18 protein-coding genes and 1 other RNA gene are annotated in these 21997 nt (G+C 43.6%); 4 read left to right on the top strand and 15 right to left on the bottom strand.

Annotated elements, in window-relative coordinates:
- Positions 1-16: 16 nt before the first annotated feature.
- From thiK to hinT, 5 genes are all read right to left on the bottom strand, one after another.
- On the bottom strand, positions 17-898 hold the full coding sequence (gene thiK / locus R7093_RS13910) for a thiamine kinase (RefSeq protein WP_318146701.1): 882 nt from the start codon (positions 896-898) through the stop codon (positions 17-19).
- A gap of 24 nt (positions 899-922) precedes the next feature.
- Positions 923-1513 carry a penicillin-binding protein activator LpoB gene (gene lpoB, locus R7093_RS13915; RefSeq protein ID WP_005378467.1) on the bottom strand — a complete coding sequence of 197 codons (591 nt, stop codon included), beginning with the start codon at positions 1511-1513 and terminating at the stop codon, positions 923-925.
- Positions 1514-1579: 66 nt separating this feature from the next.
- The gene (locus tag R7093_RS13920) at positions 1580-1972 is read right to left on the bottom strand and encodes a YcfL family protein (protein ID WP_005378469.1); all 393 of its coding nucleotides are present in this window, start codon (positions 1970-1972) and stop codon (positions 1580-1582) included.
- Positions 1972-3369 (bottom strand): COG3014 family protein, encoded by a 1398-nt coding sequence (locus R7093_RS13925; protein WP_025766940.1) that lies wholly within the window; start codon positions 3367-3369, stop codon positions 1972-1974. The genes R7093_RS13920 and R7093_RS13925 overlap by 1 nt, the downstream gene beginning before the upstream one ends.
- A 69-nt stretch (positions 3370-3438) precedes the next feature.
- Positions 3439-3789 (bottom strand): purine nucleoside phosphoramidase, encoded by a 351-nt coding sequence (hinT, locus tag R7093_RS13930; protein ID WP_005378473.1) that lies wholly within the window; start codon positions 3787-3789, stop codon positions 3439-3441.
- Between the two features lie 269 nt (positions 3790-4058).
- On the opposite strand from hinT, the gene R7093_RS13935 reads away from it, so the two are divergent.
- Together R7093_RS13935 and R7093_RS13940 are read left to right on the top strand one after the other, a co-directional pair.
- The gene (locus tag R7093_RS13935; RefSeq protein ID WP_047100874.1) at positions 4059-6050 is read left to right on the top strand and encodes a methyl-accepting chemotaxis protein; all 1992 of its coding nucleotides are present in this window, start codon (positions 4059-4061) and stop codon (positions 6048-6050) included.
- A 163-nt stretch (positions 6051-6213) separates the two neighbouring features.
- Positions 6214-7374 (top strand): DUF1887 family protein, encoded by a 1161-nt coding sequence (locus tag R7093_RS13940; RefSeq protein ID WP_047100876.1) that lies wholly within the window; start codon positions 6214-6216, stop codon positions 7372-7374.
- Between the two features lie 157 nt (positions 7375-7531).
- Here the strand turns inward: R7093_RS13940 and udp are convergent, their stop codons facing one another.
- The 7 genes from udp to R7093_RS13975 all read right to left on the bottom strand — a co-directional run bounded on the left by udp (position 7532) and on the right by R7093_RS13975 (position 15831).
- A complete protein-coding gene (gene udp / locus R7093_RS13945; RefSeq protein WP_005378479.1) occupies positions 7532-8290 on the bottom strand; it encodes a uridine phosphorylase in 759 nt (252 codons plus the stop codon).
- 314 nt (positions 8291-8604) lie between these two features.
- Positions 8605-10911: a zinc/cadmium/mercury/lead-transporting ATPase gene (locus R7093_RS13950; RefSeq protein WP_318146702.1), complete on the bottom strand. Its 2307-nt coding sequence runs from the start codon at positions 10909-10911 to the stop codon at positions 8605-8607.
- Between the two features lie 172 nt (positions 10912-11083).
- Positions 11084-11503: a CBS domain-containing protein gene (locus R7093_RS13955; RefSeq protein WP_005378483.1), complete on the bottom strand. Its 420-nt coding sequence runs from the start codon at positions 11501-11503 to the stop codon at positions 11084-11086.
- A 247-nt stretch (positions 11504-11750) separates the two neighbouring features.
- The gene (locus R7093_RS13960) at positions 11751-12485 is read right to left on the bottom strand and encodes an RNA methyltransferase (protein ID WP_047100881.1); all 735 of its coding nucleotides are present in this window, start codon (positions 12483-12485) and stop codon (positions 11751-11753) included.
- Positions 12486-12697: 212 nt separating this feature from the next.
- Positions 12698-12794: signal recognition particle sRNA small type (gene ffs / locus R7093_RS13965), an RNA gene on the bottom strand.
- Between the two features lie 137 nt (positions 12795-12931).
- On the bottom strand, positions 12932-14935 hold the full coding sequence (locus R7093_RS13970; protein WP_005389940.1) for a GGDEF domain-containing protein: 2004 nt from the start codon (positions 14933-14935) through the stop codon (positions 12932-12934).
- Positions 14936-15087: 152 nt separating this feature from the next.
- The gene (locus tag R7093_RS13975; RefSeq protein ID WP_005389942.1) at positions 15088-15831 is read right to left on the bottom strand and encodes a hypothetical protein; all 744 of its coding nucleotides are present in this window, start codon (positions 15829-15831) and stop codon (positions 15088-15090) included.
- 257 nt (positions 15832-16088) lie between these two features.
- On the opposite strand from R7093_RS13975, the gene R7093_RS13980 reads away from it, so the two are divergent.
- The gene (locus R7093_RS13980; protein WP_005378570.1) at positions 16089-16391 is read left to right on the top strand and encodes a DNA base-flipping protein; all 303 of its coding nucleotides are present in this window, start codon (positions 16089-16091) and stop codon (positions 16389-16391) included.
- A 30-nt stretch (positions 16392-16421) separates the two neighbouring features.
- On the opposite strand, the gene R7093_RS13985 is transcribed toward R7093_RS13980, so the two are convergent.
- Positions 16422-16856 (bottom strand): YbaY family lipoprotein, encoded by a 435-nt coding sequence (locus R7093_RS13985; protein ID WP_005378572.1) that lies wholly within the window; start codon positions 16854-16856, stop codon positions 16422-16424.
- Between the two features lie 240 nt (positions 16857-17096).
- Between R7093_RS13985 and tesB the strand changes: the two genes are divergently transcribed.
- The gene (gene tesB / locus R7093_RS13990) at positions 17097-17957 is read left to right on the top strand and encodes an acyl-CoA thioesterase II (protein ID WP_005378575.1); all 861 of its coding nucleotides are present in this window, start codon (positions 17097-17099) and stop codon (positions 17955-17957) included.
- Positions 17958-18025: 68 nt separating this feature from the next.
- Here the strand turns inward: tesB and R7093_RS13995 are convergent, their stop codons facing one another.
- Positions 18026-21067: a hypothetical protein gene (locus R7093_RS13995; RefSeq protein ID WP_047100884.1), complete on the bottom strand. Its 3042-nt coding sequence runs from the start codon at positions 21065-21067 to the stop codon at positions 18026-18028.
- 456 nt (positions 21068-21523) lie between these two features.
- Complete coding sequence (locus R7093_RS14000; protein WP_025998626.1) at positions 21524-21988, bottom strand: Lrp/AsnC family transcriptional regulator; 465 nt, start codon at positions 21986-21988, stop codon at positions 21524-21526.
- Between the last annotated feature and the right edge of the window lie 9 nt (positions 21989-21997).

Genomic DNA, 21997 nt, shown 5'->3' on the forward strand with positions numbered 1-21997 from the left:
GTTAAAGGGGAAAATATCACGAGTTCTCAAAACAGTGATCTTCCATACACAATGAGCCTTTCAACTCATACGCACTGTTTAAGTATTGTTCAGTTCCCCACAATTTATAGGCAAGTAGATACCAGAGCATCGCCATCACCAAGGTTCTTGGTTGCCAAGCGTGTACACCTCTCAGCCAAAGAGACACATCTTCGATACCGCGAATTTGGCAATACTGCTTCACCGCTTCTTCCACAGGCGCATTCGCGACCTGAATAGTTAAGGTCAAATCAAGCCTAGGGTCAGCAATCCCGGCATACTCCCAATCAATGACTTTCACCCCATTCTCCCCTCGCACTAGGTTGTAACACCCCAGATCGAAGTGACATAGGGCAAGCGGAACAGGTGCAACGTTCGGTTCCGTGCGCCACTTCATGTACAAAGCCTCAAACTCCGTACCCACATACTGACCATCAAGCTCAAGCCAATAATGATCGATGCGAGAAATATATGAAAATGGAACCAAAGGAATTGCGCTTATCGGATATTGATGAATCTTCGCCGCAATGGATAATAAATTGCTTAGTGCTAAGCCTGATTCCGTCAGTGCCTCTCCTTCTATCCATTCCACCAGCAACCCTTGCTCATGAATAAAAACTGGCTTGGGGCCAATTTCCAATGAAGAGACTGCATTCAGCACTTGATATTCACTGTGACGAGAAATTGAAAAAGCCTTGCAGACATGACTGGTCGGTCGCCAGATGTATGTAAGGCCTTGAGAAGATTCCAACCGCCAACAGCGGTTGGTTAGCCCCCCGGTAACAGTTTGTACTTTTACCGGAGGCTCCGTAAAGAAGCCATCGAGAGCATTAAGACTCGCATCTAACTGTTTTGCTTGTTGCCAAGAAAACCATGCCATTGATGACTTCTCCACCCTGTTCGATTAAAGACCGAATAGGCTCTTAGATTGCGCTTTACGAATTTCAGTTTCATCCGCCCACTCAATCAAACCTGTTTCTAGGTCCATTAGGCGCATGGTCATCTTGTAGTATACATCTTTATCGCTACCTGCATTTTTCACAATGCTAGATAGGTTGCCGTAAAGCATGTATTGAGCACCAACCATTTTACCAAATTGGATAGCTGTGCTTTGGTTAACAAGCTCATCCGTGTTTTGGAAGTTAAGTTGTTCACGCACAGACTCAACACGATCCATATCAACAAAACGGAACTTACCTGAGTTCAACATCTTAGTAGAGATCGTGTCAGTAATGGATTCAGTGTCAATATGTTCACTGGTTTTGTTCTTAATTCGCTCAACAAAAACGATAGGACGTTGGTCACGAGTAATTGCTGCTACAGAGCCCGACATCATCATGCTATCCACCATTTCAGCCGCGATTTTTTGTAAATCTGTTGAGCCAAAATCGATAGTCGTGGTTTCTGTTGCTTGCGCATCGCCGTAAGAGACTTTGTTAGAACAGCCACCTAAAATGACGGCAAGACCTAAAAGAGCAATAATACTTTTTTTCATGAGAGTTCCTTAGTTTTTCAATACCAGCGCATCGTTAGCGCGGCAGCTTCGGCAGAGCCGTTAAGATTAATCGTCTTGTGCTTCTCTAATTTGCACACGGAATTTTGTGCCATTTGGATTCACAGTAACTTCAGATAACGTGACTTGCTCAAATCCTCGCACAATCATTTTTCGCCACGGACCAGGTTTGGTATTCACTTCTAAACCATTGTTGTCATACCAATAAAATCGGTAAAGAATGTGCTGATCACCTTTGTAATTGCTACTCAGCTGCACGACTCCTCGTGGGCGATCATCAACGTAAGTGGTGGTGATGTTGTCAACTAATAAGCGACTACCTAAAACGTTATCATTAAAAAATACTTTTTGCGTTTGGCCATCAATTCGAATACCAGCCGTGTTTTCGGCGCATCCAACTAAACCAATAGCCATTGCTAAACAAACAAGCCATGCTTTCATTACAGTCTCCCTAGCTGTTTATGCCACACGGTTGAGTGTGCTCCCTGACGAGATACCCATACCAATGTAGTCTGCTGTGCAGGCACTTCAAACTGATAGGTTTGATCACCCAAGTTTAAACTTTGTGTTCCCGGTTTCACGATTTTTGAAGCCGTTTTCACTTGCGCTGGCAATGTTTGCCAACTTCTTGTATCTGGCTGTTCGGTCAATGTGTTCCATACATTGAAAAGTATGTTGCCCACATCATCGCCTTTTTTCGCCGCCTCTTTTCGGATTCGATCTTTTGCCCAAACACGAAGAGCTTGACGGATCACTATTGTAGTAAGACGTTCATTAAGATCGTTTTGCGCCATCGCATTAACATCAGTCAGCGTACTGGAAGGCAATACCTGACCATTTAAAACAACATCGCTAAAACGTTGAGCACCTCGGTTCTGATAATAAGGAAGCGCCAACGAATAAATCGCGCCATTATCGCGACTGTCGTAAATCGGTAAATCAATACGCCACCCTTTCATCGCCTCAACAACACCCTGCTCATCAATAACGATGACTCGCCCTTGTGACTGAGTTAATCCAGAAGGTGCTTTGCCATACCGCTTCTCTAGCATGCGCAAGTCTTCACGCATGCCCAGCTTCTTAGCAGCGTATAAGGTGCTTTCCACAACTTGCTTGTTGTCTGGCATTACAGCGAGTGCTCGTCGGTAATCAACATAAGCACTGTTTAAGTCTCGCGACGCTTCATATAACAAGCCAGAAAGATAGAACAGATAACCATTTTGTACCGCGCTTAGTTTTTTACCAGCATCAGGGTAGTTCGCTAACACACTGCCTAAATTGGCAGACATGCCTTGCTTGTTAAGGTCTTTCTCTGCTGCTTTTAGCTCTTTTTCACGCGCCTTTCTTGCTGCTTCCTGAACTTGATTAGCTCGACGCACTTCAACTAGTGCCCCTTCTAAATCGTTTTTCTGTAAGTAATTTAGTCCTAGATACAGGTGCAAAAAGCCAAGTTCGTAATCGGCGGGATGATAATCTTGGAGATTGTCGTTCACTGCGAGAGAGCCGACGCTCGTTGCCGTGTCTGACACAGATATCGTCGCTCGATCTTGTTGGACACGTACGGCACGATCGCTGCTTTCTAGCGCATTCAAACTTGTCGGGTAATCTTCAGCAAGAAAAGAGATACGACCTTTTTCAAAATTGCCAAGTATCTCGCCACCCACTTCACTTGATTGAAGTTGTTTTGCTTTGGCATATTCCCCTGCAACAACGGCTTGATAAACTTCTTGATTCTGGTTGCTGTAATGGCTAAACAGATTGCCCGCAGATAAATTCGCGCAGCCAGAGGCCATTAAAGCCCAGCTCATCAGCCCTAACAGCTTTACACCTAGTTTCACATTTATCTCCACAAATGTGTCATTCGACAGGAAAAAGAAGCGGGTGAATCGCCACCCACTTTTAAAAGCTTAGCTCAATACCATTGGACCTAGAGGGCGGCCGCCTAGTAGGTGCATGTGAATATGGTAAACCTCTTGGCCACCATGTGGATTACAATTAACGATCAGGCGATAGCCGTCTTCAGCAATACCTTCTTCTTTCGCTAACTTTCTAGCAACAGTGAACAAACGCCCCATCATTGCTTCATCTTCAGCTTCTACATCATTCGTTGTTGGGATCAGTTTATTCGGAATAATGAGAATATGGCTTGGTGTGCGAGGGTTAATGTCGCGAAACGCAGTCACCAAATCATCTTGATAAAGGATATCGGCAGGGATTTCCTTGCGAATAATTTTACTAAAGATCGTTTCTTCCGCCATGAGGACTCCATTTTATAAACGTAATTAGACCCCAATTAGTATGCTCCAACCAAAAGCGGAGCTCAATAAAAACAGTGTTCACTTAACATTATTAATCAAATGCTAATTAACGAAGCTTTTTTTGTCGTGTGTGTCATAAAATGCGCATCACAAACTGAATACAATCCAATGAATTTTGTTACTTTTTTAAGACAATTATTATTTTTATACCCAAGTAAATTCAAAAATACTTGGGTAGCTTGTCTATTTTTGGGAGAGGAAGCTCACTTATGCGAGGTTCAGTTATTAAAAGGATGTATGCCGGCTTTGCACTGATCATCATCCTATTTGCCGTCACAATTGCCATTATGATGGGAGGAATGAGTGATATTCACGGAAAATTTGGCACGGTTTCTAAATCATCCCTACCGTTGGTATCGTTATCTAATCAAACCAGTGTTGAGCTGCTTTCTGCCGACAAATCATTTAAAGACTTCCTGACGACAGAGAATAAACAACGCATGGATGAAATGCGTCAGGAATTTGCTAGATCTCAACAGCGCTTCGAATCCACATTGGCTCAACTGAAAACCGCAAGCCAAATCTACCCTTCTCTTGCCGAACCGTTTTCACAGTTAAAAACGTTAGAGCAGAGCTATTTTACAGAAGCTCTAGAGGCCATGGACAACTACGAAGCAATGTTTGCGGCTCAAGAAGAAGTGCAAAAATCCTCACGCCGCTTCCAAAAACTGAATACCGAACTTTCGGTTGGTCTTAAAGAATATGTGGCAGATCAAACCAGCATTTCTGTCAAAGTCATGGCAAAGAGCTACTTTATCAAGTTAAAAGATGCCGAAGTAATTACCTCTGATGCCCTCGCCAGTTCCAACCCTGAGTTTGTTACGCAAGCCGTAGCTAAAAACCGCAAAGCAGTAACGCACTTGAATTACGCATTCCGCGGGTTGGTGACTCAGCTTCCTGAGCTAGAAAAAGCTTTTGGCGAATCTGTAGAGCAATTTACTCGTGACGTTGGTATGCGTGGCGGTGTGCTAGACCAACATAATAATTACCTCAATGCCCGCGCCGCTTTGTATAACAATATCGCCAACCTAGCAAATAAAGTGGATTCAACCATGGCGATTCTTGAGCAATTCACGACAACCGCAACAGATAAGCTCAATGAATCATTGGCAGATGCAGGTGACATATATTCAGCGGGTGTAACGAAAGCCATCATCATTGGCGTTATTGTCGTTTTACTCGCGACAGCGATTGGCTACCACATCGCACAAAGCGTTCGCGAACCGTTGACTCGTATTCTAAAAGTGTTAGAAGGCCTGACTGAAGGTGATATGACACAGCGTATCGATATTCGCTATAACAACGAATTCAGCCGTGTGAGTGGACACATTAACTCACTCGCCGACAACCTTCACGAGATCTTGGTGAAACTCAACGAAGCGTCAGAAAACCTATCGTCAACCGCGACAACCAACGAACGCACCTCTTCGCAAGCACAAATTAAATTGAGCTCTCAACGCGAACAAACAGCAAACGTCGCTACTGCGATGACAGAAATGTCTCATTCAGTGCAGGAAGTCGCGCAAAGTGCGCAAGGCTCGCTAGAAATGGTGCAACGCGTCGAATCTGCCTCTGAAGAAGGCAGAAATGTTATGAGCAGTAACATCTCAACCATTAATCAACTAGAAACACGTTTGAACGAATCGGTCTCCGCAGTTTCTGAGCTACAAAAGATGAGTGGTCAAATTGGGTCTATCCTTGATGTGATCCGCAACATTGCGGAGCAAACCAACCTACTGGCATTGAACGCGGCAATTGAAGCGGCTCGCGCTGGTGAACAAGGTCGCGGCTTCGCGGTAGTGGCAGATGAAGTACGAGTACTCGCATCAAGAACGACTCAATCAACCACTGAAATTGAATCCATGATCAGTAATCTGCAAGCTAGCTCGCAATCGGCGAACCAAGTCATACAAAGCTGTATGAGCGATATGGAGATGTCGGTTGAGCAAGCATCAAAAGCGAACAGCTCAATGGAAGAGATCCAGGCGCTAATCATCGAAATCAGCCAAATGAGTACGCACATTTCACAAGCAGCAGCAGAGCAAAGTGAAACATCAACAGACATTGCTCGCAGCATTGAAGATATCAACAGTATCGCCGATGAAAGTTTCCAAGCCATGTCGAGTATCGCACAAACCAGTGAATCACTGACCCACTTGGCTCATCAGCAAAATGAATTGGTCCACCGCTTTAAGTTATAAATACTTTATAACTAAGAGCATTAATTAGTGCAATCAACTGTATAAGGGCGACTTTTTGTTAAGTCGCCCTTGTTTTTTGTCGGCCATGTCTACATATGATTAATAAGGCCAGCTCATCCCCTTGCACAACTCTTTTCGAGCGGCCTCATAAAAAGGAAAATCTATGGCTGTTCATGTTGGTATTATCGACCAAGACCCAGTGAGATTGGTCACTCCTCTATTAGATAATCGTACGCTAAGCACACATATCGTCTTCATCGGAGACAAGAGCCAGTTAGATATATTTGACCGACTGAGTGCCGTTTTAGATCAACGAGAAATTACTTCTGAATTTTTTGAAATTCCATCCGCTGTTAATACATCTCTGATCAAACAAGCAATTCAAAAACTGGCAAAAGACCTCCATGAACGCGGCGAAGATGTAAAATTGAACGCGAGCTGTGGTCTTCGTCATCGCTTGTTGTCGGTGTACGAAGTTTTCCGTACCTATCGCTGGCCAATTTTTGTGGTAGAGCCTAGTAGCGATAAGCTTTGTTGGTTATACCCTGATGGCAAAGAAGATACCCAAGTCGAAGATCACATTACGATTGCAGATTACCTCACTATCTTTGGTGCACGCGGCGAGTTTCACCACGTTGATTTACCACCTCTTCTTGATAAAAAATTGTATGAACTTGGTGAACGATGGGCCTCAAATGCGCTTGAGCTTGGGCCAGGTCTAGCAACACTTAACTACCTTGCAACCACATGCCGCAAAGAACAAAAGCTTGATGTCGAGCTCTCCGAAAAACAGCAGGGCTACCGTGAGCTCAACATGTTGCTTTCAGATTTAGTAGAAGCTGAAATCGCCACCTATGAGAAGGGCGTTTTAACGTTTGCAGATGAAGATGCTCGACGCTTTTCAAACGGTGAGTGGTTAGAGACTTTGGTTCACAGCACCGTGAAGCAAATCCAAGACACCATGCCGACGATCCAAGATCGATCGTTAAATGTTCAGGTTTATCGCAAACTTGGTGAAAGTGAAGTACGCAATGAGTTAGATGTCGCAACAGTTGTAAACAACAAGCTGCACATCATCGAGTGCAAAACCAAAGGCATGAGAGATGACGGCGACGATACTTTATATAAGTTAGAATCGCTTCGCGATCTATTAGGTGGCTTACAAGCGCGCGCAATGTTGGTGAGCTTCCGTCCTCTTCGTCACAATGACATTACTCGTGCTGAAGACTTAGGGCTAGCCCTGATTGGCCCTGATGAGCTTAAAGATTTAAGAACGCACTTAACGGCTTGGTTTAAAGACGCGGGCGGTTCAGACGAGATATAGTGCCATTAAGAAAAGCTAAAATTCACAACGATAAAAAGCAGCATTAATGCTGCTTTTTTTATACCTAAATTTTAGCTGTACGCATTTCTATAACTAGAAAAAAACCAGAGGTTAGCCTCTGGTTTTTTCTGTTTGTTTAAATGCCAACTATAGGGGCTTAAAGCATTTTACGCGCTGCTTCTACAACCACTTTAATTGAACGCGCTTCCGTTTCTTTCAGAGTTGAATGATCTGGAATCTCTTTTTGTGTACGGTTGATGATAACACCTGCCACACAACCCGCTTTTAAACCAGAGCTCGCACACATTGTTAGCAGTGTTGCAGACTCCATCTCGAAGTTAAGTACGCCCATGTCTTGCCATTCTTGCATAGAGCCTTGGAAACGCTTAACAACACGACCAGAGAACGTATCGTAACGTTCTTGACCAGGGTAGAACGTGTCGCTTGATGCAGTCACACCCATGTGAACTGTAGCGCCAGACTCTTCTACCGCTGCTTTCATTGCGGTTGCTACTTCAAAGTCAGCAACTGCTGGGAATTCCATAGGAGCAAAGTGTAGGCTCGCACCGTCAAGACGAACTGACCCCGTCGTTACGATCATGTCACCCACGTTTACATGCGGTTGAATTGCACCCGTTGTACCAACACGTAGGAAAGTGCGAACACCAAGCTGTGCCAATTCCTCAACTGCGATAGAGGTAGAAGGACCACCAATACCTGTAGAACAAACCACAACAGGTTTACCGTCTAGCTCTGCACGGTATAGCGTGTATTCACGATGGCTTGCTAGAAATACTGGATTTTCCATTTGTTCTGCGATTTTTTGAACACGCGCTGGGTCACCAGGAATGATCGCTAGAGTCGCACCATTAAGATCAGCTTCAGTAACACCTAAATGGAATACAGCTTGAGACATAAGTCGCTCCTTATTGTGGCTTATTTTATGAACAATAAGCTCATTAATCAGTTATTGGGTACAGATGCACTGTAGCGAACCTTTCACCAACATAGAGTGATCGCAATCACAATGACAAAATGTAATGAAAATGAAATTTCAAACAAAACTGGTATTGATCACACTTTAAGGGGCGTTAGATCATTTTGTTGCATAGCAATGCGTGATTTCAAGGACAAGAAAAACGTCTGATCGCATCAGGTTAATACGGTTAAAAAAAGCCCGATACACGAATGCCTCGGGCTATTAATGAGTGGGATCAATGGTTAGGTCAGTTATTTAATCTGCTTGGACTCAAAACGAAGTAATCTCAACGCATTCAATGTCACCAGTGCTGTTGCACCACTGTCGGCTAATACAGCAACCCACAACCCAGTAACACCAAGTAAACTTGTCACTAAGAATACACCTTTCAAACCTAGCGCTAACGCGACATTCTGACGAATGTTACTTAGCGTCGCACGCGACAGTTCTATCATGGCAGGTAGCTCAATCAACCGGTTGTGTGTTAACGCCGCATCAGCAGTCTCGAGCGCAACATCCGTACCGCCTCCCATCGCAATGCCGATACTCGAAGCTTTCATGGCTGGAGCATCATTGATACCGTCTCCCACCATCGCAACGGTATGTTGTTGTGATAGCTTCTCGACGTAATGCACCTTGTCTGCAGGTAACAAACTCGCTTTATAATCCAAGCCTATTCTATTTGCCATTGCTTCTGCACTTCTCGGGTTGTCACCCGTTAGCATCACCGACGTGACCCCAAGTTCCTTCAACATTGCGATGGCTTGCTGGGCATCTGAGCGCAATGTATCTTGCCATGCGATCACGCCAATGACCTCGTCATCGAAACGCACAATGACAACCGTTTTACCTTGTTGTTCCAACGTAACCACTTGCTCTTTGGCTTCTTGAGAAAGTGGAAAGTCTGCCTTTGAAGGCGTGACCACTTGGACCATTTTTCCATCGACGTAACCAGTGACACCAGAGCCTACTTGCGCGGTTTTATCCAACGCTTCAGGAATAGTAAGCCCCTGCTCTTGCACTTTGGTAACTAAAGAAACCGCTAGAGGATGACTTGAACCAACCTCGATTGACGCAGTTAGGCTAAGTAACTTGTCTTCATCCATATCAAAAGCAAAGACGTCAGTCACTTCTGGTTTACCTTGCGTCAGTGTCCCAGTTTTATCAAATGCGACAGACTCAACCTTGCCAAGCAACTCAAGCGCCGCACCACCTTTGATCAATGCGCCCCGCTTAGCAGCTGCCGCCAAGCCAGAAGTGATCGCCGCAGGCGTTGAAATGACTAATGCACATGGACAAGCAATCAACAGCAGGGCGAGTCCTCGATAGATCCACGTTTCCCACGGTTGGGCAAATAGTAATGGCGGCGTAACGATAACCATCAGAGACACCAACATCATTAGCGGCGTATACCAACGGCTAAATTTATCAAGAAAGCGTTCTAATGGTGCCTTACGAGATTCGGCTTCTTCAATCAAATGAAGAATTCGGTCTATCGCATTCTCGCCCTGACGGGAAGTCACCTGTAAGCGAACCACTTTATCGACAACCACAGCCCCGGCCATCACTTTGCCACCGGTTTGATGTTCAACGGGAACAGATTCTCCCGTTAACGCACTTTCGTCAAAACTCGCAAGCGCATCTTGCAAAACACCGTCGGCAGGCAAACGACCTCCGGGTGCGACTTCTATGGTATCCCCTGGTTTAAGCTGAGCAGCTGGTACTTCTTTACGCTCTCCATCAATAATTAAAATTGAATTTTCTGGGACTAAGTCCATTAACGCCTGGACACCGCTTCGCGCGCGAGATGATGCATATGCTTCTAACTTTTCACCAATAAGGAAAAGCAATAACACCATTGCGGCTTCGCCGGTTTCACCTAAATATAAAGCGCCGAGCGCCGCTACACTCATTAACGTTTCAATCGCAAAAGGCGTACCGCTACGCGCCAACTTAAATGCTTTGAGCGCGATTGGGTATAAACCAAGTAAACACGTCAAAGTGAATAACCAAGCGCTTATTTGAGGGTCGATCTTAGAAATTACTGCCGCAGTAGCCATTGCACCAGCAATCGAGAGAATTTGGATGTTGTCTCTTATGACGCCAAGCCAGCCTTTCTTTGTAGTGCTTGGTTTTGGAGCATCCAGTGAAGAGAGCGGGAAACCCGTTTTTTGGGCTGTCTGCTCTATCGTAGCTATCAGCTCTCGACCATCAAAATCGACGACCAGTTTTTCTGTTGCAAACAAAACCTTGGCTTGGCTGACGCCTTGTAAAGACGTAATGGCTTTCTCAAGCTTTTGCGCACAAGATGGGCAATCCATACCTGACACAAGCCAAGCGTTCCGAACGGAGGAATTACTCTCCCTTGTGGGATCGTCTTCCTCGCCTGTATCTACGCTGCGGCCTCCTCCACTACAGCAAGAGCTTTCAGAAACATCAACACTGGCCTGAGAGATATTGAGCGAAGATTTTACTGGCGCACAGCATGACTCGCTTGCACCAAGCGGCACCGCAGTTTTGATTTTGCTAGATTGGCAACCTTGATGTTTTGTACACATAATTTTTTCCTTATTGGTATCGGTGATTTACCTATTGCTAAGGATAAACCTTAGAGTAAGCTCCAAGGTCAAGATAAATTTGTACAGTTCGGCGATAGAAAATAAAAAAGACGCCGAAGCGTCTTTCCAAACCAGTTTAAAAGCAATATTCCGTAAAGTTTAAACAGAGAGGTTAAACGGGATGCTTAAAGCACTCATTTAATGTCATTCCTATGGCACGCAGCACGTCTCTTCTTGTGATAACACCAACCAACTTACCTTTGCCATCCACCACTGGATACATTTTCGGCTTTCCAACTTTCATCATGTCAGCCAGTTCAATTACTGACATTTCTGGAGAAACAGATAAGACATCATCATGCATACACTCTTGTACCGTATGTGTATCTTGGCAGTGATAACTTGCTTTCACCAACTTATCTAATAAGTCTTGCTCCGATAAAAACCCAACCACTTTTTCATTTTCATCAATGACAGGGCCACCTAGTGTGACACTTTGCATTACTTTGTTTAAAGCTGCCGAAAGTGACATATCTTTCGTGAAAGTCACCGCTTGCAACGTCATGTAATCTTTTACTTTTAATGAATGCATTCTTATCTCCTTAAGGGCATTTTATTGCGGCCTTTAGATAAGTGTCGCCTAATTTCCTGATTTTACTAAATGGAAAGGAGTAATTTTATTTATAGGCACAGCCTATTGAACTAAAACAAAATTAACTCACCGAACAACATTCACTGTATTTCGTTAAACGCAAGATTCAGCCAGGCTGATTTTTCTAGGCAATAAATACAACAAAGCCAGTCAAATTGACTGGCTTTGTTATTAAGTAATTGTTGCGTTAGCTATGTTGGCGGCGCATGTTGTCTAAAATAATGCCAGTCGCCATCGCGACATTCAGTGATTCGGCACCGCCAAACGCCGGAATCGTGATTTTATCTGTCACGAATTTTGCTGCGGCTTCGCGCACACCATGAGATTCGCTGCCCATCAACAAAATACCTTCAGCAGCGAAATCCGTTTTATGAACGCTCTCTCCTTCCAAAAACGCGCCATATACTGGCAATTTGGCGTGTTCCAAGTAACTTGGCAAATCCACCAAACTCACTTGTACGCGGCCAAAGCTGCCCATGGTCGCACTGATCGTTTTAGGATTATAAGGATCAGCACAATCTGTACTCGCAATAATGTGCTTGATGCCATACCAGTCTGCAACACGAATAATCGTACCTAGATTACCAGGGTCGGATACACCATCTAGCGCAATCATCAAGCCTTTCGCTTGAGGCTCTTTTACACTCGGAATTTCAACCACAGCAATGGCCGCATTATTGCTCACAAGCGTGCTCGCTTTGGTCAATTCATCAAGCGATGCTTCAACACAATCAAAACGATTTAGCGTACCAGCATTTTGTTCGAGAAATGCCGCTGTTGCAAAAACCTGCTTCACCTTCAATGAACTACTTGCTAGCTCTAGTACGTTCTTTTCACCCTGAACTAGGAATAAGCCATGCGCTTTACGCTGTTTCTTTTGGCCTAAAGCACGAAGCAGTTTTAATTGTTTTTTTGAAATCATTAAAGTATCCCAGGTGAAAATGGTTATTCGGCGAGCGTACCCTAAACAATCTTCACGACAGTTCGGTATCAAGCGGATGAGATTATAAATTATACCTAAATAACCTCAAGAAGCTTGATCATCAGAAGACGTTGAACACCAAGCGTAGCCAAAATAAAAGAAGGCTCAAAAACGAAAAAAGCCCTGCGATAACGCAGGGCTTTCAAAGGGTGGGACCCCAGCCACATCCCGGCACACAAGTCACACGCTGCGGCTGCTTCCTTCCGGACCTGACCGAGTTCACGAGCTATTGTTGCGAGAGGACCAGAGCCCCATAATTCTTTTCGAGAGGTCTTGCCTCAATCGATGGGGCGATTATTCAGTATCAGCTCTCATAATGCAAGAGCAAAAACCTTGAATTTCATCATTTCATTACCGTTTGAACAAAACTCGATCAATTCATTCCTTTATGATGAAACCGTGCAGTCACGATAAGAGGAGTCGTGCCGTGAGGACTGCTTACTCATGTACATGTCTTCATCAGCCAAATGCATCGCTTGCTCTAAGCTCATGTGCCGTTCCCTTTTTGCAGAGAAACCAATAGAGATACTTATAGACTCCAAATCACTACATAATTTGCCTTTCACATCGATTCTACTGAGCTCTCTCATTGCTCTAGTTAACTCGGCTTGCGTTGGATAACCCAGCAATATGAACTCATCCCCTCCAATTCGATAACATCTTCCCGACCAGACATAATGAATTTTTAGCGCCAGTAGTTGTAAAACTTCGTCCCCAGCGCGATGCCCATAAGTGTCATTGATTCGTTTGAAATGATTAATGTCTAAGTAAAGTATGGATAGATCTTTGTTTACTCCTTTTCGATACTTTACTTGCAACGCACGACGATTCCTTAACCCTGTTAAGTTGTCAGTGTTCGATTGACGGTAAAGATAAAGCGAAACACAAATAGCAAACAATAATACAAAGATAAACACAGCTTGTGTTTGCGTCGCTAATCGAATCTCATATTCAAGTGCGGTACGCCAATCTGGGCGTACATCGTACTGAGCAATGATCTTATCAACTTCTAACATCGCTATCGCTCGACTGAAGAAAGGCGCAAGCATGGCTCCTTTTTCATTCGCGACCAATCCAACAGAGAGTTGAGACTCATAAAACTCGCCAATAGCGGTATCCTGCTCTATCGGAACCAGTTCACTGAGACGTAAAAAATGATTGAGCATCGCCGTATCCATCGGAATGTAATCGACTTCTTCATTTAATAGCCCCTGAATGAGCTCTTGTTGAGTACGATAACGTTTGAGTTCTTTTAGCGGTAACAGTTGCGTCATCATTTGATCGAAAAAGTCATCCTTAACTACGCCAATCCGCTCAGATATCAACTGTGAAACATGAGAGTATGTGCTCGGCTTGTAACCTAAACGCTTGACCATCACCGATGCTGGCGCGTAATGGGACTTTGGAAAGTAGCTAAATGCGCGCCGCTCACGGCTGACCGTTAACGGCGCCAAAATTTCGAAATTACCTTGGATAAACTCATGGTACATAGAACCCCAGCTTTCACCAGGCTCACTAATGATCAAGCAGTTTAAAGCCAAGATCTCACAACTTCTCAGGACTACATCAGCCGTCATCCCTTCGACACTACCATCTGCGTTGTATACAACATATGGAAAGATAGATTCGAGCTTAATCCGTATTGGTTCATTAAAATCAAGGGGTAATAAACGAATAGAATCACGCAACGCTGCTCGCCTTAATTCAAATTGATACTGGGAAATTTCTTCGCGAAGCTGCTTTTGCACCGCTTCCCCGTGAATAAACGTAGCGAACGTGTCCAACTCTTCAAGATGATGATCTTTTTTACTGATGATGGATACGGGCTTTATCGAAATCTGATCATTGAGCATCTTGGCGTCAAACCCCTCCATCAGCATCGGCTTGAGCTGGTTAATGGCATCGACAACGCCGTCCACAGCACCTGAACGTAGCAGTGTTACTGCTTGTTCGTGACCTTGATAAGAGATCTGTTCTAGCTCAGGGTAGTGTTGTTTAAGTAATTGGGCATAAACTGTATCTTTGGGGACGCCAACACGCGAAATGTCACTCAACGTCGAATCTTTTAAACCAAAGAGGTAGGTATATTCGATATTTGTTGGGCGGGAATAACTAAAACGTTGAGCACGTTCTTGTGTGTAAGTGATATTCGCAGCAAAGTCCGCTTCCCCATTCGCTACTGAATTTAGAATGGCATCAAAGCTGGAGTAGTTCACGTATTGAACGGTAAAGCCAAACTCCTCTGAAGCAGCATTGAAAAGAACACGAGTGACGACATCATCCGCTTCAGTCGCGACTTTATAATGAGCAATTAAAGGGGCTTCGGCTTTTACATTCAAACTCAAGAGGCAACATGCAAAAAGCAACAGTGTTCGAGCAAAAGTTGTCATGACAAACTTATCTTAAATCAACCACTTATATTGTGGTTATTATTATTGGAAGTGTAGTAAATATGAAATGAAGAACATATACTAATCTCCATTTTGTTCCACAACCAATTCGATACTCTGCCGCACATGTCACTTTTTACCTGACTAAAAACTCATAATTCAGCCTGTTCATCGCTACTACGTAAAATATAGTCAGTCATCCAAGCCGTCCCTAACAAACAGATCCAAACCACGAAAACAGGGTTTGGCACATCCGTGGTCGGGCTGACGACTAAAGCGGCAAAACCCACAGTCGGCAATGTCCAACATAATAATTTGCTCCAACGAATGGTATGTTGAAGCTTCGCAAGTGCTTCCATTGACGCTAACATTCCCGTCAAACTTAACGCCATAAGAACGGCGTACGGTAGGCCTGCAATCCACAATGGGAGCAACAAAAACAACGGCCACCAGCTGTGTTTATTGGATGGCGTCCAATGCGCAGCCGACCACCACATCGCCATAACCGCAATGGTTTGAACCACTGTAACCCAAGCAGACCCATCCAGCTTACCGCCTTGCTGTGTGACCATAAGACCAACTTGCAGTGTAAGTACAATAAGACCAGCGGTGAGCAACACGCCTAAAGAGCTTCTACGAGAAAACACCACCATTAAAAGTGGGAAAAGGATCAAAACACCAACCGACAAAGCAATTGGCTGCATTGAGAGTGTCGCACCAAAAGCCATCATCGCGCCCAGCAATACTAAGCCAGCGAACCCACCTTGTGGCAGAACCCACAGCGCGGGGATCATAAGTGCAAGAACGGGAATGTCACCCTCGCTCAAACTCATCGCCCGAACGCAGACAACAGCGAGTAAGGTCGTAACGAAAAATTGAAGTGTCGATAAAATCATAGCGCCTCCTGGCTTCCCCACCTACTTGGTAACTCAACGGCAAAAACTGGGATTGAAAGTCGTTGAGAGGGTCTAGATTCAAGCTTAGCTTGCGTTTGCTTCATGCTGTTTAAGGCTCATCAACCAACGACACTAAAGAACAGAAAATGTAATTCTTCAAAGTGAGTCGCTGGCAACACAAGGGTTAAGAACCGTTAGCAATATACAAGTCCAATGGTTTACCATTCCTTAGTAATCCAAAATAGACACTTTTGAGTATGGACCAATTTTTAGCGCAAATCTTTGCTGTAATTCACCAAATTCCAAAAGGAAAAGTCTCCACCTATGGGGAAATTGCAAAAATGGCCGGTTATCCGGGCTATGCGAGACATGTTGGTAAAGCACTGGGTAACCTACCAGAAGGCAGCAAACTCCCCTGGTTTAGAGTGGTAAATAGCCAAGGAAAAATATCTTTAAAAGGCAGAGACTTAGAGCGACAAAAAAAGAAATTAGAAGCAGAAGGGATTGAAGTATCGGAAGTTGGCAAAACTTCACTTAAAAAATACAAATGGCAGCCTTAAGCTGCCATTTTTTGTTCTCAGTACGTCGTATTAACGTGTTCCAACTAGACGAATATCTAATTGGTGAGTTTGTGCTTCATCTGTAATAACACCGTTATGTGTGTCGCTGATAAAACGCAGCTTTCCATCTACCTCAATGCGAGCACGAACGCTGTAACGATGGTTTGGTTTGATTTCATTGCTGTCGTAACTCAACTCAAAAGAAAGAGGAACTTGCTTACCTTCTGTTTCGAATGTCTGTTTCGCCAACACTTTTGCTGGCGCATCCGCCAAGGACACATCTTCTAACGCAATAGTAACCACTGCGTTTGGTGGCAAGGCAATCCGCTCGCGATAAGCCACTGTACCTGTAATCGTCTTCATTGACGCCTCTGTAGATTCCATTTCTGTATTTTGAGAAGTTTGGCAACCCACTAACGCAGCCCCAAAGAGTAGAGAAGTAACAAGTAGTAGTGTTTTTTTCATATATTCCTCGAAAAGAGCGTTAAACCGAGGCAATTATAGGTGTGGAATATAAAACTGTCTGCTTCCTGTCACTTTATTTGACAATAGTTTGACTGAGTTAGAATTTATCAAACAATTGATTTTGTTTCATAATTGGAACAATACTATTTCTAAGTTACTCAATAGTTCTTAACTATGCCACTTCACAAGAGTGAGGCTGTTGAGGTAACTTGGAATGAAAGACAACGGTGAGGAGACACAATGAGTAAACCACTACGAGAATTGCTCAGCCTACTACAACTCGAAAAATTAGAAGAAGGCTTGTTTCGTGGCCAAAGTGAAAACCTAGGTTTGCCTCAAGTTTATGGCGGTCAAGTAATTGGGCAAGCGCTTTCTGCTGCGCGCTACACCGTTGAAGAAACACGCACGGTACACTCCTTCCATAGCTATTTTTTGTACCCTGGCGATCCAGAAAAACCTATTATTTATGATGTAGAAAATCTGAGAGATGGCCGTAGCTTTAGCACTAGACGCGTAAAAGCAATTCAAAATGGACGCCCTATTTTTTACCTAACCGCATCCTACCATGGCGATCAACCTGGGTTTGATCATCAAAAAGAAATGCCAGATATCCCTGGTCCAGAAAACTTTGCCTCAGAGAGTGAGCTCGCAAGCCATATTGCAGAATTTCTACCCAAACGCTTACGCAAAACATTTTGCGGGGAAAAGCCTATCGAAACTCGCCCCGTTACTGTTATCAACCCTTTGAAGCCCAAAAAAGCAGAACCCAAACAGTACCTTTGGATTCGTGCTAATGGTGAAATGCCAGAGAATCAGCTAATTCACCAGTACCTTCTGGCCTACGCATCCGATTGGGGATTCCTTGTGACAGCAATGCATCCACATGAAGTCTCATTAATGACGCCTAACTTTCAAGTGGCCACCATTGACCACTCTATCTGGTTCCATCGTCCGTTTAAGATGGATGAATGGCTTCTATATGCGATAGAGAGCCCAACGGCGAGCAATACTCGTGGGTTGGTCCGTGGCGAAATATACAACCAGCAAGGTCACTTAGTGGCGACCGCCGTGCAAGAAGGGGTGATGCGCTACACGAAATAGCTCGTGTTCGCCAGACGAAAAAAGGAGTGCTGTTCCGCACTCCTTTTTTAATGGGTATCAAACGATGATTAATTTGGTTGATACTTCATGTTAATAACCGACCATTCGTAAAGTGATTTCGGGTAACCATATTCGCCTTTCCCGTAAATGACATTTGGGTCGGCATAGAATCCACCTTTATTCGTTGCTAAAAATTCACGAACCCCACGACGGTAAGTAATCACAGGTGCTACTAACTCATACTCTACCTTTTCCATCTTCGAGTCATCAATTATTAAGAACCGAGTCATACGAATCGTGCTGCCGTTGGTGCAGTACCCTGGGTCATCATAGTCAATTGCTTCAAAAGGCTTGAGATCATCTTCGAACAGCTCTGATGTACATCCATCAAATCGAGCTAAGTGTACCCACGCTCCTTTTATTAGAGTTTGGTCATCGTTACCCACCGGCTTGAATGCAAGTAGTGCAATCTTACCTTTGCCGTATAATTTCAATTCTTCGTCCGTTGGCTCACGCACTGAACGAACGTTCATCAAACCAAACTCACTTTCTTCTAAGTTAGAAAACTCACGTGCATTTAGCGTGCTAAACAATACTGTTTGTTCAGTTTCAAGTAATGTATATTGATCCGCAACACCTTCATCTGCAAAGCTTAGATACAGCTGGACTTTCTTACTTTCCAACGCTTTGTAATCTCGAGATTCTCCTTCCGAAACGTCGAGAGAAATCCAACGTCTTTTTACTGGTGGGAGGTCAAGTAACGTCAGCTCTTCCTTATCAACATCTAATGAAGCGACTCCTTTAATTGTTGAGCTGGATATTTGATAGCTGCGGTTTCCTATTGGTGTACCAAAGTCTAGCTTAACCTTTTTAAATGGTTCAAATTCCACCTTCATTGTAGAAGCACTTAAACCAGGGTGATTCGCTTTGTTAATAGTGCCATTTACGACGATTGTTTTAGCTTTGTAGTTGCGTCCAGTAAGAGTAACCTCTACTTGGTACTCGCCTGCGTGCAAAATCTTCAAACGCCCCGTATCAGGGGAAACTAGCTCGACCACAGGATCTTTTTGGTTAATAAGACGGTAACTTGCCTTCGCAGTCCCACCACTCATCACTGGTGAGATAACACTACCAGCGGAGAATTCTACCGTTGGGTAAGTAACCGATACAGGGTTTGTGCCTTGTTTAATCGTGACCGAGAAACTACTTTCACCCGGATCCACTTTGTCGTCCCCCGCATCCGAAACAATAATTTTTGTGCTACCCGCGTTAAGAATTTGCATGGCACCCGTTTGGCTGTTTAAGGAAACTACATCTGTTGCTGCGTTGTCTGCAAATCGGTACGTAACTTCCCCAACCGTACCAGAGATTTTCGGCGCAACAAATGTTTGGCCAACCTTCCAAATCTCTTCCACATCGGATTGAACTTCAATTCGGCTCGGCGCACTCAAAATTGTCACGTAGACTTTTTGATCAGGACCAACAGTATAATTCGCGCTCTCTTTTCTGCGCACAGTTAGCGTCGCTTTACCCGCTTTATACACATGGAGACGTCCTTCACTAAAACCACCGACAACATCTGGTGCGGAGTTATCTACAATCTCAATTTGCTCGTCAGCACTCAAACCAAAATCACGGTGAAGATCAAAACTGTATTTGTTGCTGTATACAACGTCATAATCGTGCGTTGCCATGGGTTGGCCTTCAGCCTTTGCAACTTTAATGACGACATTAAATTGAATAGGTTGGTAGAACTCCCCACCATCGTCTTCAAACTTAAGGTCGTACTCACCCGCAGTCACTACCTCCAACTTGCCGTCAGTCATTCGTAAGCCATTAGGTAAGCTGCTAACTAGATTTACGTTACCTTTTTGCCCTTTAAACGCCAGAGGGATTGAAAGATTTGGTTGATAGGTAAGCGGCATTTCAATGTCTTTTATAACGGGATGAGGCGCGCGATTAACTTCAAGATCAAAACGAGTTTTGCTTGCAGGATAATTACGCATGTCATGCTCGTAAATTTCCACTTCAGCAGCACCAACACCTTTGATCAGTAATGCTTCACCATTTTCAGTTTTAGCAACAACGTCTTCACCACGAATGATTCTCAGCTCATAGTCACCGTAGGCGTTCGTCACCTTAGGGAAAATTCGTCCACCTTCCTCATAAGTTGTGACGATATCCGCTGCGCTGATTTCTTGACGCTTGCCTTGTTTTATATCCACAAAAAATTGCGCTGTTTGCTGTTTATCCAGAAACGCGTCGCTGTAAGTTGCAGTCGCTTCAACCGTTAATCGACCAACATTATGAACAAGAAGCAAACCCGTTTCAGGATCTAGCAACTCGGCCACCTTGCTGTCTGGTACGCTATTTATAATTTTGTAAGAAATACGTTGCGTTTGAGCTTTATCTAGACGCACTGGTTCTAACGTCAACCCTTCTCGATACTCGTCTTCAAGCAAAGCGAACTGTAATTGCCCCGGAGCTACTGCATGCAGTTTAACCGCAGCGCGAACTTGTTTCGGCAAGTAAAAGTCGTTACCTGAATCGGTAATCAGCACCGATGCCTGACCAACTGAACCTAATGAATATACCGAACCGTTCTCATCAACACGAATCAAGTTATGACCACTTTCTACCTCATAACTCAGTTCGCCTTTTTGGCCACGGACGATCAACGTTTTTCCTTCTGACTCAATCGCATTGAAATTCAGATCACTCACTGAAAGTTCAGTATTGATGCCTCGCTCTACAGTGACAGAAAATCTTGCTTCAGAAGATTCATAAGCAGAGCTACTATCTGTAGCAAGAATAGTCGCCGTTCCTGGGCGCAGAATTTGTAGTATTCCTGAGTCATTAATTTTCACGACATTTGGCGGATTAGAGTCAATGACTTGGTAAGATACCGACCCATGTACATTGCTCAGTTTTGCTTCAGTAACCGTTCCCACTCCTTCAAACTTCAATACCGTGTCTTCAACTTTTAATTGCGGACGGTTCTGCTTTGTTATCGTAGTTGGTGTCTTCGTATTGTTCGGCTTAGAGTCTCCCCCACCGCCACAGCCAGCGAGTAAAGCTGCGAGAAAAAGCAAATAGTAATTTCTGTTCATTTTTAGTAATACTTTGTTACATACAAGATGGGGCGATAATAATACGATGTTTTATTAATCACTATCCCCATTTTTGAGTACTTTATTACTTAAGTAATTGCTACTGTATTAATCCTAAAAACAAATACTCAAAAATAGCGACCAAATTACATGAAAAAACAAAAAGCAAACGTTTAAATCAAACTCTTCCATTAATTTAGTAAAAATTAATATTCAATAAAATAAAACATGAAAAAGAAAGAGAAAAAATTGCGTTATTTTTTCTTTCATTATGATGTACAGGATTAATGGACTGTAAAAACAAATGGTTAATGAAAAATAGAAGAGAGAATAAATATCGTTTATATTTATAAAAATCTGGTAGGAAATAGTTTTAAAAGCATAATCAAACTACCTTTTAACATTTAAAAAACTAAAAGGTAGAATTAACATTAGATAGAATTCTTATAGGGCGAGTTATTTTAGGATTGGTAACTCTGTTGTGTATTTAATGGATTCCATAGCAAATGTTGAAGTCACATTAGATAGCCCTTTTACGCTATTAACTAACCGCTTATAGAATTCGTCAAAACACTTCATATCTTTGACTAGTACTTTCATCATGTAGTCATACTCGCCAGCCATACGATAAAACTCCATTACCTCAGGAAAGTCACTCACAGTTGTAACAAAATGGTGATACCAACCTTCGGAATGATCAATCGTTTTTAACTGAACAAATGCAATGAAAGATAGCTCGAGCTTTTCTGCACTTAACAACGCCACGCGTTTTTCGATGTAGCCCTCTTCTTCCAACCTTTTCAAGCGCTTCCAGCATGGTGTTGTAGTAAGATTGACTCGCTCAGCCACGTCATTTAATGACAAGGTGCTGTCGGTTTGTAGTAAAGCAAGCAGCTGCTTATCTATTCGATCTAAACTCATTTCCATAAA

Source organism: Vibrio sp. 1580 (assembly GCF_033340055.1).

Excerpts from the sequence above, each read along its gene's own strand:
- thiK (WP_318146701.1), bottom strand. The coding sequence starts at position 898 with ATGGCATGGTTTTCTTGGCAACAAGCAAAACAGTTAGATGCGAGTCTT.
- lpoB (WP_005378467.1), bottom strand. The coding sequence starts at position 1,513 with ATGAAAAAAAGTATTATTGCTCTTTTAGGTCTTGCCGTCATTTTAGGT.
- R7093_RS13920 (WP_005378469.1), bottom strand. The coding sequence starts at position 1,972 with ATGAAAGCATGGCTTGTTTGTTTAGCAATGGCTATTGGTTTAGTTGGA.
- hinT (WP_005378473.1), bottom strand. The coding sequence starts at position 3,789 with ATGGCGGAAGAAACGATCTTTAGTAAAATTATTCGCAAGGAAATCCCT.
- R7093_RS13935 (WP_047100874.1), top strand. The coding sequence starts at position 4,059 with ATGCGAGGTTCAGTTATTAAAAGGATGTATGCCGGCTTTGCACTGATC.
- R7093_RS13940 (WP_047100876.1), top strand. The coding sequence starts at position 6,214 with ATGGCTGTTCATGTTGGTATTATCGACCAAGACCCAGTGAGATTGGTC.
- udp (WP_005378479.1), bottom strand. The coding sequence starts at position 8,290 with ATGTCTCAAGCTGTATTCCATTTAGGTGTTACTGAAGCTGATCTTAAT.
- R7093_RS13950 (WP_318146702.1), bottom strand. The coding sequence starts at position 10,911 with ATGTGTACAAAACATCAAGGTTGCCAATCTAGCAAAATCAAAACTGCG.
- R7093_RS13955 (WP_005378483.1), bottom strand. The coding sequence starts at position 11,503 with ATGCATTCATTAAAAGTAAAAGATTACATGACGTTGCAAGCGGTGACT.
- R7093_RS13960 (WP_047100881.1), bottom strand. The coding sequence starts at position 12,485 with ATGATTTCAAAAAAACAATTAAAACTGCTTCGTGCTTTAGGCCAAAAG.
- R7093_RS13970 (WP_005389940.1), bottom strand. The coding sequence starts at position 14,935 with ATGACAACTTTTGCTCGAACACTGTTGCTTTTTGCATGTTGCCTCTTG.
- R7093_RS13975 (WP_005389942.1), bottom strand. The coding sequence starts at position 15,831 with ATGATTTTATCGACACTTCAATTTTTCGTTACGACCTTACTCGCTGTT.
- R7093_RS13980 (WP_005378570.1), top strand. The coding sequence starts at position 16,089 with ATGGACCAATTTTTAGCGCAAATCTTTGCTGTAATTCACCAAATTCCA.
- R7093_RS13985 (WP_005378572.1), bottom strand. The coding sequence starts at position 16,856 with ATGAAAAAAACACTACTACTTGTTACTTCTCTACTCTTTGGGGCTGCG.
- tesB (WP_005378575.1), top strand. The coding sequence starts at position 17,097 with ATGAGTAAACCACTACGAGAATTGCTCAGCCTACTACAACTCGAAAAA.
- R7093_RS13995 (WP_047100884.1), bottom strand. The coding sequence starts at position 21,067 with ATGAACAGAAATTACTATTTGCTTTTTCTCGCAGCTTTACTCGCTGGC.
- R7093_RS14000 (WP_025998626.1), bottom strand. The coding sequence starts at position 21,988 with ATGAGTTTAGATCGAATAGATAAGCAGCTGCTTGCTTTACTACAAACC.